General features: G+C 67.5%; 12 protein-coding genes. 6 read left to right on the top strand and 6 right to left on the bottom strand.

Annotation, left to right across the window (positions count from 1 at the left end; all coding sequences use genetic code 11):
* Together ATO4_RS15310 and ATO4_RS15305 are read right to left on the bottom strand one after the other, a co-directional pair.
* On the bottom strand, positions 1-286 hold a 286-nt coding region (locus ATO4_RS15310; protein WP_139802472.1), incomplete at its 3' end, for an ABC transporter ATP-binding protein.
* Positions 287-292: 6 nt separating this feature from the next.
* Entirely contained in the window at positions 293-2,494 is a 2,202-nt protein-coding gene (locus tag ATO4_RS15305; protein WP_245308770.1) for a TonB-dependent receptor, read from the bottom strand.
* Here ATO4_RS15305 and ATO4_RS27180 point away from each other — a divergent pair.
* Complete coding sequence (locus ATO4_RS27180) at positions 2,484-2,900, top strand: hypothetical protein (protein ID WP_139802471.1); 417 nt, start codon at positions 2,484-2,486, stop codon at positions 2,898-2,900. The two genes, ATO4_RS15305 and ATO4_RS27180, sit on opposite strands and share 11 nt — an antisense overlap.
* A 40-nt stretch (positions 2,901-2,940) precedes the next feature.
* Positions 2,941-4,035 carry a sensor domain-containing diguanylate cyclase gene (locus tag ATO4_RS15300; RefSeq protein WP_245308769.1) on the top strand — a complete coding sequence of 365 codons (1,095 nt, stop codon included), beginning with the start codon at positions 2,941-2,943 and terminating at the stop codon, positions 4,033-4,035.
* Between the two features lie 67 nt (positions 4,036-4,102).
* On the opposite strand, the gene ATO4_RS15295 is transcribed toward ATO4_RS15300, so the two are convergent.
* Positions 4,103-4,831: a GntR family transcriptional regulator gene (locus ATO4_RS15295; RefSeq protein WP_083592402.1), complete on the bottom strand. Its 729-nt coding sequence runs from the start codon at positions 4,829-4,831 to the stop codon at positions 4,103-4,105.
* Positions 4,832-4,943: 112 nt separating this feature from the next.
* Between ATO4_RS15295 and ATO4_RS15290 the strand changes: the two genes are divergently transcribed.
* The 4 genes from ATO4_RS15290 (at position 4,944) to uxuA (ending at position 9,089) form a co-directional block, all read left to right on the top strand.
* Positions 4,944-5,927 carry a C4-dicarboxylate TRAP transporter substrate-binding protein gene (locus tag ATO4_RS15290; protein ID WP_083592401.1) on the top strand — a complete coding sequence of 328 codons (984 nt, stop codon included), beginning with the start codon at positions 4,944-4,946 and terminating at the stop codon, positions 5,925-5,927.
* Positions 5,928-6,008: 81 nt separating this feature from the next.
* The gene (locus ATO4_RS15285) at positions 6,009-6,551 is read left to right on the top strand and encodes a TRAP transporter small permease (RefSeq protein WP_083592400.1); all 543 of its coding nucleotides are present in this window, start codon (positions 6,009-6,011) and stop codon (positions 6,549-6,551) included.
* Between the two features lie 10 nt (positions 6,552-6,561).
* Entirely contained in the window at positions 6,562-7,839 is a 1,278-nt protein-coding gene (locus ATO4_RS15280; protein WP_083592399.1) for a TRAP transporter large permease, read from the top strand.
* Positions 7,840-7,883: 44 nt separating this feature from the next.
* Positions 7,884-9,089 (top strand): mannonate dehydratase, encoded by a 1,206-nt coding sequence (gene uxuA, locus ATO4_RS15275; protein ID WP_083592398.1) that lies wholly within the window; start codon positions 7,884-7,886, stop codon positions 9,087-9,089.
* A 340-nt stretch (positions 9,090-9,429) separates the two neighbouring features.
* Here the strand turns inward: uxuA and ATO4_RS15270 are convergent, their stop codons facing one another.
* The 3 genes from ATO4_RS15270 to ATO4_RS15260 are packed head-to-tail and all read right to left on the bottom strand — an operon-like array spanning position 9,430 to position 12,193.
* Positions 9,430-10,179 (bottom strand): FadR/GntR family transcriptional regulator, encoded by a 750-nt coding sequence (locus ATO4_RS15270; RefSeq protein WP_083592397.1) that lies wholly within the window; start codon positions 10,177-10,179, stop codon positions 9,430-9,432.
* A complete protein-coding gene (gene yjfF, locus ATO4_RS15265; protein WP_083592396.1) occupies positions 10,176-11,162 on the bottom strand; it encodes a galactofuranose ABC transporter, permease protein YjfF in 987 nt (328 codons plus the stop codon). Before yjfF ends, ATO4_RS15270 begins: the two co-directional genes overlap by 4 nt.
* Complete coding sequence (locus tag ATO4_RS15260; RefSeq protein WP_083592395.1) at positions 11,159-12,193, bottom strand: ABC transporter permease; 1,035 nt, start codon at positions 12,191-12,193, stop codon at positions 11,159-11,161. The genes yjfF and ATO4_RS15260 overlap by 4 nt, the downstream gene beginning before the upstream one ends.
* Position 12,194: the final 1 nt, after the last annotated feature.

Genomic DNA, 12,194 nt, shown 5'->3' with positions numbered 1-12,194 from the left:
GGGCGAGGCCGCGCCTGCCATAGCGGCCGATCGGATCGCCGGCGAAGACGATCTCGCCCTCGCTCGGCTGCAACTGGCGGCCGAGCATCGACAGGAGCGTCGACTTGCCCGAGCCGTTGTGGCCGAGCAGCGCGACGAAGCGGCCGGCCGGAATGGCGAGGTCGAGCGGCGCCAGAATTCGCGTCCCGCCGACGACATATCCGGCGCCCTTCAGCGCGAACAGGTCGGCGCCCGCGGCTGGAGGACCCGCGGGCGCCGTCTCGCCGGTGATGGAAAGACTTTCCATCTGCGATCAGAACTCCTTCGTCATCGAGACGGTGAAGGTGCGGCCGCGGCCCTTGTAGTCGAACACTTCCTCGCTGGCGTAGGCGCCGTAGAAGATCTTGGCGCGCTGCCCCCAGATCGTCGTGTAGTCCTTGTCGAAGAGGTTGAGGACGCCGAAGTTCACGGTCAGGTCGGCCGGCTGGTACTTGTAGGAGCCGACGAGGTCGAACAGCGTGTAGCCTTCGAGTTCCAGGCCGGCGTCGTCCTCGTAGTCGAAGATGTGCTGGCCGTTGAGGGCGACCTTGAAGATCTCGTTCGACCAGCCGATGTGGCCGCCGAGCGTCGAGGTGCTGGCGTCGGTGACCGGGGAGGCGACCCAGTCGCCCCCGTCCTTGACCTCGGAGCGGACGTAATGGCCGATCACGCCGGTGTCGAAGCCGTGCGGCAGCTCGACGTCGAGCTTGCCCTCGACACCGTAGACCCGGCGCTCCTGGTCGACGAGCGACAGCAGCAGCGAGGTCCGGTCGTAATCGACCGTCTTGTCGGAGAGCGAATAGTAGCCGGCGATCTGGCCCTTGAACGTGTCGTCGCCATAGCGATAGCCGAGCTCGTAGGAATCGGTCTTGATGGCGCCGAGGGCGGAATCGTCGACATTGATCGATGACAGGAGGACGTAGCGGCCGCCGGACAGGGCATAGTTGCCCTGGCCGTAGTATTTTGCGGGATCGGGAAGCTCGAAGCCCTGGCTGAAATTGCCGTAGACCTGGCTGCCGGCACCGACGTCGACGGTGGCGCCGACGTTGAAGAGGTTGGCGGAATAGTCGACCGACCCGCCCGGAATCGAGTCGGCGCCGGTGGCGAGGCCGAGGGCGATCGCCGCCTGCTGGGTCGTGGCGACGAAGTCGTCGATCTTCGTCTTGGCATATTGATGGCGGTAGCCGCCCGACAGCGTCAGCCAGTCGGTCGCCTCGTAGCTCGCCTGGGCAAAGCCCGACAGCGTCGAGACCTTGATGCCCGGATAGCGGCCGATCGTGGCGAAGTCCTCCAGTTCCATCGCGCCGGTCGCGGCGGACAGGACGGGATCGAAGATCGTCTGGCCGGCGGAGAAGTCGTCCACATCGCCGTCGGTGCCGAAGGTCAGCTTCAGCCGGTCCAGCGGCTCGGTGACGATCGCCGCCTTGTAGCCGTAGAAGTCGGTCTCCTGGCTGGAAGCCGAGAAGAACCGCCCGCTGGAATCGGGGAACGGGTTGAAGTCGAGGGTTTCGGAGCGCCAGAAGCCCTGCAGGATCAGCTGCTGGCCGAACAGATCGTCGTTGGAATAGTTCGCGGTCACCATCTCGCGCTTCGTCGCCGGGTCGAGGTCGGACGAATAGCCGTCGCGGATCTCGATGTCCTCGGGGTTGCCGCGCAGGCCGGAGTAGTTCGTGCCGAAATAGAGGCCGTAGGGGCTGTCCTGCGCGCTGTCGTAATATTGCGCGGTCAGTTCGAGGCGCTGGTTGGCGTCGATCTGCAGCCCGACATTGCCGAAGACATCCACCGCGGTGTTGAACTGGGTCGAGGTCTGGGTGATGTCGGGAACGATCATGTCGCCGTTGCCGTCGAAGAAGGCCTTCGTATCGGCCCCGGCGATCGACAGGCGCATGTCCCAGGTCTCGTCGTTGTAGGTGACGGCCGCGGCGCCGTTGAGGTCGCGGTCCTCGCTGGAATTGAAGCCGGAGCTGATGCCCGCCTGGACCTCGCCGTGCAGGCCGGGCGCGGCGTCCCTGCCCTTCCTGGTGATGATGTTGATGATGCCGCCCGAGGCGTTGCCGCCATAGAGCGACGTCGCGCCGGAGAGGACCTCGATGCGGGCGATGTTGAACGGGTCGATCGAATCCAGCTGGCGGCTGATCGCCCGGGCGGAATTCAGCGACACGCCGTCGATGAGCACGAGGGCGCTGCGGCCGCGCAGGTTCTGGCCGTAATTGGTGCGGGTGCCGCGGCTGCCGGGATCGAAGGCCGGCACTTCCTGGCCGAGAATGTCCTTCAGCGACAGGCCGGCGCGCGCCTCTTCCCGGATCGTCTCCTCGTCGACCACGGTGATGGTGTTGGCGATTTCGGACAGGCGCTGGGGCGCGCGCGAGCCGGTGATCACCACGGTGTCGAGCGAGATCATCTCGCCCTCCTCCTGGGCCCTGGCCGGTCCGATCATGGCAACCGCTGCGGCAACGAGGGCGCTGGTGGCGGACAAGCGGATCCGGAAGGGCGAAGCGGGCATGGTCACGGCTCATGACTGGGGGCAGCATGCGGCAAACCGCCAAGGCGGACGCAGCTGGCCAAGGGATGAAATCGCCGCCGTTTTTATCGATATTCCAATGTCTTATCGGAAACCGGGACGGGTCTGGCCCGGTCAGTGCTATTTTATCATGATCGAAAGAGTCAACAAATATGCGCCGCCGCTTTTCAGCCGCAATCAACCTGCGGCAGATCCGCAACAGCTTCTGGAATTGCTCAAAAATGCAATAATGCGCGGCGCTGATGACAAGGACGCCGAATCATGGTCTTGCATCCCCTCATCGGGAACGATCGCCATCCGATTGCGGAACCTGACAAAAGTGTCATGCGAATTTTACGCTCTGGAAAGCAACGCTTCCTAAAGTTCCGTCCATCGTCCCGTCCTCACCGCGAAAGCCCGCCGTGTCCCACGCGACCCACCTGAAGTTGACAGAGGCGCCGGCAGCGGATGCTCGTCTGGCGGTGGCGTCTGCGGCCTGCTCGAAGGCGCGGATCGCCCGGATGGAAGCCAGGATCGACGAGCAGCAGGCTGTCATCGCGCGGCTCGAGGCGGAGCTCGCCCACAGCCGGAAGGTCTTCGACCGCGCTTCGGAGGCGGCGCAGATCGGCGTGTGGGAATGCGAGCTCGCCGATTCCAGCCTGCGCTGGACCGACGTCGTCTACGACATCTTCGAACTGCCGCGCGGCTCCGCCCTCGACCGGGGCAGGACGCTCGAATGCTATCCGCAAGCCACCCGCGAGGCGCTGGAGCGGATCCGCTCGAAGGCCATCGAGGATCGGTCCGGCTTCTGCCTCGATGCCGAGATCGTCACCATGCGCGGCAACCGGCGCTGGATCCGCATCACCGCCTCGGTCGAATGCGTCGACGGCGAGCCGGTGCGCATCTTCGGCATGAAGCAGGACATCACCGCCGAAAAGACCGCGGCGCTGCGGCTGCGCACCATGGCGGAGTTCGATTCCCTGACCGGCCTCGCCAATCGCAGCCGGTTCCAGGCCGTGATCGGCGGCGTCGCGGCGGAGGGCGTCGAGGCGGAGGGCGTCGCGGCCTCTGCGGTGGGCGCCGTGATGCTGATCGACCTCGACCGCTTCAAGGACGTCAACGACGACCTCGGCCACATCGTCGGCGACGACTGCCTGAAGGAAGTCGGGCGACGGCTCGCTCTTCTTCGCTCCCGCAGCGACTGCGTGGCGCGGATCGGCGGCGACGAGTTCGCCGTCGTCTTCGGTCCGCAGACGGCGCATGCGGCGGCCCTGCGTCTCGGCGCAGCGGTGGTGCGGCTGATGGAGCGGCCGATCCTCGTGGCGGGCCGGCGCATCCACATCGGCGCCTCGGTGGGCATCGCCTTCTCGCAGGACGGCCGCGGCGATGCGCTCTACGGCCATGCCGACACCGCGCTCTACGCGGCGAAGGCCGCCGGCCGCGGGACGGTGCGGGTGTTCGACGGCAAGGTGGGCGACGCGGTCAGCCCGTCAGGCAAGGGCGAAAGCCGAGGCTAGTGCGCCGCCGCAACGTTCGGCTCGCCCAGAGCGATACTCCATCTGCCGGGACGGCCTGCGCCTTTCCTCAAGCCCCCACCCGCAACACCGGCTGCAGGTCGGCCGCGTGGCCGGGCAGCTCCTCGTCCTCGAAGAGATCGGGAAACGCCTTGGCGAGGCGCGGCAGGACGAGCAGGATCTCGCGCAGATGGACGCGCACGGCGGCCGCCGCCGCGTCGGCGTCGCCGGCGCGGATGGCGGACAGGATGTCGCGATGCTGGTCGATGAGCAGCGACATCGGCGAGGCTTCGGGCAGGGAGAGATAGCGCACCCGGTCCATCTGCGCCTTGCCCGTCTCGATCACCCGCCAGGCCTCGCTGCAGCCGATCGCCTCGGCGAGACCCTTGTGGAATTTCTCGTCGAGGGCGAGGAAGCCGGCATGGTCGTTCGCCGCCGCGGCCTCCTCCTGGCCGGCGATCAGCTGGTCCAGGGCGTCCAGCGCGCCTTGGCTCGCCGACAGGCAGCAATGGCGCGCCACCGCCACCTCCACCGCCTCGCGCACGAAGCGGGCATCGGCCACCTGGCGGGGCGAGACCTTGACGACATAGGTGCCGCGCTGGGGCAGGACGCGCACGAGACCGGCCTCGACGAGCTTGATCACCGCCTCGCGGGCCGGCTGGCGGCTGGAGCCGAAGCTCGCGGCGATCTCCTTTTCCGACAGGGGCTGGCCGGGCTTCAGGGCCATGGTGATGATCGCCTGGCGCAGCGCCGTGAATATCTGCGGCGCCACCGCCCCCTTCTCGTCGATCTTCAGCATGCTCGAAATTTTCCACTTGCAAATGCGAGATTCATACTACCATACTAGTCAGATCAGGCAAGCGATCGGAGGGAGAAGTCCGCCGCTGCCGTGAATCGGGAGGTTCCACACCATGTTTCGTACGGCTTTCGCCGCGGCGGCCCTCGTCGGCTGCCTCATCGTCGGCTCCGGGCAGACTGCCCTCGCCCAGGACTACCAGCTCAACGTCAACACCGCCCTGACCCAGCAGGACCCGATCTACAAGGGCCTCGAGCAGTTCCGCGACAAGGTCAAGGAGCGCACCGAGGGCAAGGTCGAGATCCGCATCTTCCCGAGCTCGCAGCTCGGCAAGGACGAGGACGTGCTCGAGCAGGCCCGCGCCGGGGCGAACGTCGCCGTGCTGGTCGATCCCGGCCGGCTCGCGGTCTTCGTCAACGACATCGGTGTCCTCGGCGGACCCTATCTCGCCAGCGGCTTCGACCAGTACCGCAAGATCACCACCTCCGATCTCTTCGCCGGCTGGGCCGAGGAGCTGAACTCGAAGGCCGGCCTGAAGATCCTGTCCTTCAACTGGTGGCAGGGCCAGCGCAATCTCGTCACCCAGAACGCCGTCTCCAAGCCGGCCGACCTTGCCGGCGTGCGCATGCGCACCCCCGGCGCCCCGGTCTGGATCGAGACGATCAAGGCGATGGGCGCGACCCCGACGCCGATGGGCTGGACCGAGGTCTATCCGGCCCTCCAGCAGAACGCCATCGACGCCGCCGAGGCGCAGGACACCGCCGTCCACGGCGCCAAGCTCTACGAGGTCGCCAAGCATCTGACCAAGACCGGCCATATCGGCCTGCTCACCGGCCTCGTGACCTCCGGCCAGTGGTTCGATTCGCTGCCCGACGACCTCAAGACGATCGTCTCCGAAGAGGCCCTCGCGGCCGGCGACGCCGCCTCGAAGGGCACCGAGGAGGCCATTGCCAAGGTCGATGCCGAGATGCAGGAGGCCGGCATGTCGATCGACGAGATCGACGTCACGCCCTTCAAGGAAGCCACCGCCGGCGTCTACGAGACGCTGGGCTACGCCGACCTGAAGACCAAGGTCGACGCGGTTCTCGCCGGCAACTGACCGGCCCCGACGTCCGGATCCGGCGGCCTCGCGCAAGGCCGCCGGCTCGCCTTCCCGAACCGGCGCGAAGTTCTCCCTTTCATGTCAGCAATCGTCATCCGCCTGGAGGACGCCATCGGCCGCCTGCTGCTCGCGGCCGTCGTCGTCCTTGTCTTCACCGGCGCGCTTTCGCGCTTCGTCGGGCATCCGATCATCTGGTCGGTCGACATGGCCCAGGCCGCCTTCGTCTGGCTGTGCTTCTTCGGGGCGCTGAAGGCGATGCGCCGCAAGGCCCATATCGGCGTCGACTACTTCGTCGCCAAGCTGCCGTTTCCGGCGCGCCGCGCGATCGAACTGCTGCTGGCCGTCGTCGTCCTCGCCTTCCTCGCCACCATGGGCTGGTTCGGCATCCAGCTGACGCTCCTCAACACGGCTCGGATCTTCGGCGACAGCGGCATCTCCTACGCCTGGGTGACGGCCGCGGTGCCGGCCGGCTGCCTCGCCCTCGCGCTCGTCCTCCTCGCCCAGCTCGTGCGCGCCATCCGCTCCGGCGGCCTCGTCTATTCGCCCGAGCCGCGCAGCGACGCCGGCGAGACCCCGGACGACGGCCGTGCCGCGCGCGTGCGCACCGCCGGCGAACTGTGAGCCGAACGCCATGCTGCTGCCGACCCTCCTGTTCTTCGCCCTGATGCTCTTCGGCATGCCGATCGCCTTCGCGATCGGAATCGCCGGCTTCAGCTTCTTCCTGACCAGCCAGTTCATTCCGGTCTCGATCGGCATCCAGCAGGTCGCCACCGCCTCCCAGAGCTTTCCGCTGCTGGCGGTGCCTTTGTTCCTGCTCGCCGGCCACATGATGAACAAGACCGGCATCACCCGCCGGCTGATCAGCTGTTCCAACGCCCTCGTCTCGTGGATGGCCGGCGGCCTCGCCCAGGTCTGCATCCTCTTGTCGACCTTCATGGGCGGCGTCTCCGGCTCGGCCGTCGCGGACGCCGCGATGGAAGCGCGCATCCTCGGGCCGGAGATGATCCGCTCCGGCTACGGCAAGGGCTTCACCGCCGCCACCATCGCCGTCGGCTCGCTGATCACCGCGACGATCCCGCCGAGCCTCGGCCTCATCCTCTACGGCTTCGTCGGCAACGTCTCGATCGGCCGCTTGTTTCTCGCCGGCGTCATTCCCGGCCTGATGATGATGGTCGCCTTGATGACGACGGTGTGGATCATCGCCAAGAGGCGCGGCTGCGGCGCCGAGGTGAAGGAGCTGCCGAGCTGGCGCACGGTGGTCGCGACGCTGGTCGACGCGATCTGGGCGCTGCTGTTTCCCGTGGCGCTGCTGGTGTCGATCCGCAGCGGCGTCTTCACGGCCTCGGAAGTCGGCGCCTTCGCCGTCGTCTATGCCGTCGTCGTCGGCGCCCTCCTCCACCGCGAATTGACATGGGAGGGCTTCCAGGAGGCCCTGGGCGAGACCGTCGTCGACATCGGCGTGATCACGCTGATCATCCTGTTCTCCGGCATGGTCGGCTATGCCATCGTCTTCGAGCGGGCGCCGCAGACCATCGCCGAGGTGCTGCTGGGCCTCTCCAGCCAGCCGGTCATCGTGGTCTTCCTGATCCTCGTCTTCGTCTTCCTGTGCGGGCTGTTCATCGAGGCGACGGTGCTCGTCCTCCTGTTGACGCCGATCGTTCTGCCGATCGTCCAGCCGCTGGGCGTCGACCCGGTGCATTTCGGAATCCTGATGATGACCATCGTCACCCTCGGCGGCATGACTCCGCCGGTCGGCGTCGCGATGTATGCGGTGTGCTCGATCCTCGACTGCCCGATCGAGGACTATGTCAAGGAATCGCTGCCCTTCATCTTCGCGATCCTTTTGGTGGTGACGATCCTGGCGCTGATGCCCGGGATCGTCCTGTTCCTGCCGAACCTGGTGATGTGAGCCGGCCCCGGGGCCGTTCCTGAGAGAGACAACGAGGAGTGACAATGCGGCAGACCTGGCGGTGGTTCGGCCCCGGCGATCTCGTGAGCGTCGACGACATGCTGCAGGCGGGCGTCGAGGGCGTCGTCTCGGCGCTCCATCACGTGCCGACCGGCGACGTCTGGAGACCCGAGGCGATCGCGCAGCGCCAGCGCGAGATCGCGACCCGCAGGGACGGCTCGCCCTCGGGCATCGCCTGGGAGGTGGTCGAGAGCCTGCCGGTGTCGGAAGACATCAAGAAGCAGACCGGCGCCTTTCGCGAACATGTGGAAGCGTATCGGACCAGCCTGAGGCACCTCGCCGCCGCCGGCATCGAGATCGTCTGCTACAACTTCATGCCGGTGCTCGACTGGACCCGCACCGACCTCGCCTGGCGGGTCTCCCACGGCGGCACGGCGATGCGCTTCGACCTCGTCGACTTCGCCGCCTTCGACATCTTCATCCTCGAGCGTCCCGGCGCGAGGGAGAGCTTTCCGGACGCGGTCGCGGCCGATGCCGAGAGGCGGTTCGCCGACATGAGCGCGGCCCGCAGGGTCGAGCTCGCCGGCAACGTCGTCTTCGGCCTGCCCGGCGCGGCGGAGCATTTCACGCTGTCCGACGTGCGCGACCATCTCGCCGAATATGGTCCCATCGGCGAGGACGGGCTGCGGTCGAACTTCATCGACTTCCTGTCGGAGGTCGCGCCGCTCGCCGAAGAGCTCGGCATCCGCCTGTGCTGCCATCCCGACGATCCGCCCTTCCCCCTCCTCGGCCTGCCACGCATCATGTCGACCGAGGCGCACTACCGGCAGATCATGGAGGCGGTGGACGTCCCGGCGAACGGCATCACGCTCTGCTCGGGCTCGCTCGGCGTGCGGCCTGACGTCGATCTCGCCGGCATGATGGAGCGGCTGGGCGACCGGGTGCATTTCCTGCACCTGCGCAACACCATCCGCGAGGGCGACACGCTGCCCGTGTCCTTCCACGAGGCCGAGCACCTGTCCGGCGACACCGACATGGTGGCGCTGATCGCCGCGGCGCTGAAGGAAGAAGCGAGGCGCAAGGCCGAGGGCCGGGCCGACGTCTCGATCCCGTTCCGGCCCGACCACGGCCAGGACATTCTCGACGACCTGTCGCGCAAGGCGCAGCCGGGCTATCCGGCGATCGGGCGACTGAAGGGCCTGGCGGAGCTGCGGGGGGTGATTGCGGGGCTCGGGTATGGGAACCGGTAGCGGGTCTCGCCACCCGGCCGTTCGCGGTGGCGCGCAGGCGCGTCGCCATTCCCGATAGGCGACACCCGGCTCCCGCAGCCGCCCTCTCTCCCCTTGAGGGAGAGAAAGTCATTCCAAGGAGTTGGGCCTCGGCTCGCCGAGGTCCAAACCTTGAGAATGACAAGAGAGGGGTGCCACCGGTTCCATCCGTGCCGACATTGCAGAAGGTCCCGGTGCCTCACCAGGCACAGGCGGGGCGACGTAACCGGTGGCACCCCTCTCTTGCGATTTCTATCACTTGGCTTCGCCAAGATGATGAAATCGCTTTCTCTCCCACAAGGGGAGAGAGGGCGCTCACCTCTCACCCCTCCGGCGCCCCGTCCCCCAGCGCCGCCTGCGTGCGCGTCGCGCCGAGTTCGATGACGGCGCGCATGGTGGCGCGGGCGCGTTCCTCATCGCCGGAAGCGATGGCCTCGACGATGAGCCGGTGATTGTCGGCGCATTCGCGGATCATCTCGGCGTCCTCGGCGGGGGAGGACAGCCGCAGGACGATGGCGAGCGCCGTCTCGATCAGGCCGCTGGTCGCGCGCATGAACGGGTTCTGCGAGATGTCGGCGACGGCGAGGTGGAACTTCAGGTCGACCCGGGCGATGGAGGTGCGGTCGTGGGCGGGGTTGCCGAGTTCGGCGACGATCGCCTCCAGCCGGGCGATGTCGGCGGCCGCCGCCCGCCGGCAGGCGAGCGCGGCGGCCTCCGGCTCGAAGGCAAGGCGCATCGTCGCCAGGTCCTCGATGAAGCGGCCGTCGAGGCCGGCCTCCACCCGCCAGCGCAGCACGTCCTGGTCGAGGAGGTTCCAGCGCTCGCGCTCGAGAACCCTGGTGCCGACGCGGGTCTTGGCCTCGATCAGCCGCTTGGCGGCGAGCGTCTTCATGGCCTCCCGCAGCACCGTGCGCGAGACGCCGAAGGTCTCGCCGAGATCCTTGTCCCCGGGCAGGATCGAGCCGGGGGGAAAGGTCCCGTCGACGATCTGGCGCCCCAGCGTCCCGACCACATGGGCGTGGCTGGAGCGGGTCGGATGGGAGGTCTCCACGGCGGCAAGGAGGCCGGTCATGCCGACGCTGCCGCCGCAGCGCTGGCCCGCCGCGAGCTCAGCCAGACGAGGCCCCGCTGCAGCGCGATGAAGCTGAACAAGAGCAGCCCGATGACGATCTTGGTCCACCAGCTCGAAAGCGTCCCGTCGAAGACGATGTAGGTCTGGATCAGTCCCATGATCAGGATCCCCAGGAACGTCCCGGCGACATAGCCGAACCCGCCGGTGAGCAGCGTTCCGCCGATGACCACCGCGGCGATCGCATCGAGCTCGACGCCGACGGCGGCCAGCGAGTAGCCCGCCGAGGTATAGAGCGAAAAGGCGATTCCAGCGAGGCCGGCGAGGAAGCTCGACAGCGCGTAGATGAGGATGGTGGTGCGGGCGATCGGCACGCCCATCAGCTCGGCCGACTGCCGGTTGCCGCCGATGGCGTAGACGTTGCGGCCGAAGGAGGTGAAATGGGCGATGACGATGCCGGCGACGAAGACGGCGAGCATCGTCATGCCGATGAAGGAGAGCCGGCCGCCGCCGGGCATGCGGAAATAGAGGTCCTGGAGCGTGTCGTAGAGGTCGACATTGATCGGCACCGACGCGGTCGAGATCAGGAAGGCGACGCCTCTCGCGAAGAACATGCCGGCGAGGGTGACGATGAAGGGCGGCATGGCGAGATAATGGATCATCGCCCCCATCGCCGCGCCGAAGAGGGTGGTGATGACGAGGAGCAGCGGGATGGCGAGGAGCGGCGGCATGCCGCCCTCGCCCATCGCGACGGCGAGGAACACGCCGGTGAAGGCGATCACCGAGCCGATCGACAGGTCGATCCCGCCGGACAGGATGACGAAGGTCATGCCGACCGCGGCGATGCCGAGAAAGGCGTTGTCGGTCAAAAGATTGCCGATCACCCGCGTCGACAGCATGTTGGGGAACTGGGCGTAGCAGAGCGCATAGGCGAGGAGGAAGATCAAGAGCGTCGTCGCCAGCGGGAACAGTCTCGACGAGGTCATTGCGCAGCCTCCTTCCCGGGTTCGCTCGTGGTCGCCGGCTCGCGGCGGGGCCTGTGCCTGAAGAAGGCGAACAGGGTGTGGCTCGCCGGCGACTGGACGACGAGGATGACGACGATGATCGCCGCCTTGATGACGAGGTTGAATTCCGGCGGGAAGCCGGCGAGCAGGATGCCGGTGTTCACCGACTGGATGATCATCGCGCCGATCAGCGAGCCGGCGATGGAGAACCGCCCGCCCATCAGCGAGTTGCCGCCGACGACGACGGCGAGGATGGCGTCGAGCTCGAGCCAGAGCCCGGCATTGTTGGCGTCGGCGCCGCGGATGTCGGCGGCCGCGACGATGCCGGCGATCGCGGCGCAGAAGCCGGAGGCGGCGTAGACCGCCATGAGCAGGGCGCCGGTGCCGATGCCGGCGAGCATCGAGGCCCGGCGGTTGATGCCGATCGCCTCGACCAGCAGCCCCAGCGCGGTGGTGCGGAACAGCAGCGAGGCGGCGATGCCGATGACGATCCACAGGATCACCGGAAACGGTACCCCGAGGACCGAGCCGGTGCCGACGAAGATCAGCCCCGGATCGTTGAAGGTGAGGATGACGCCCTCGGTGACGAGCTGGGCGATGCCGCGCCCCGCCACCATCAGGATCAGCGTCGCGATGATCGGCTGGATGCCGAGGAAGGCGACGAGGGCGCCGTTCCAGAGCCCGCACAGGATGCCGATGCCGATCGTCGCCACGAGCGTCACCGCCAGCGAGTGATCGTTGGTGATCAGCGCCGCCGCGACGGCGCCGCAGATCGCCATCACCGCCCCGACCGAGAGGTCGATGCCCTTGGTCGCGATGACCAGCGTCATGCCGATGGCGAGCAGCGCCACCGGCGCGCCGCGGTTGAGGATGTCGATCAGGCTGCCGTAGAGCCGGCCATTGGCATAGGCGATGTCGAGGAAGCCCGGCGCGATCGCCGTGTTGAGCGCCAGGATGACGAAAAGCGCGACGAGCTGGGGCAGGACGCGCCGGAGGGTGGTGGGGATGGTCACG

The organism is Aurantimonas sp. 22II-16-19i (genome assembly GCF_002088275.1).
GTDB lineage: Bacteria > Pseudomonadota > Alphaproteobacteria > Rhizobiales > Rhizobiaceae > Jiella.
The sequence above is the reverse complement of the archived record's forward strand: the minus strand, read 5'-3'. Positions and strand labels throughout refer to the sequence as shown.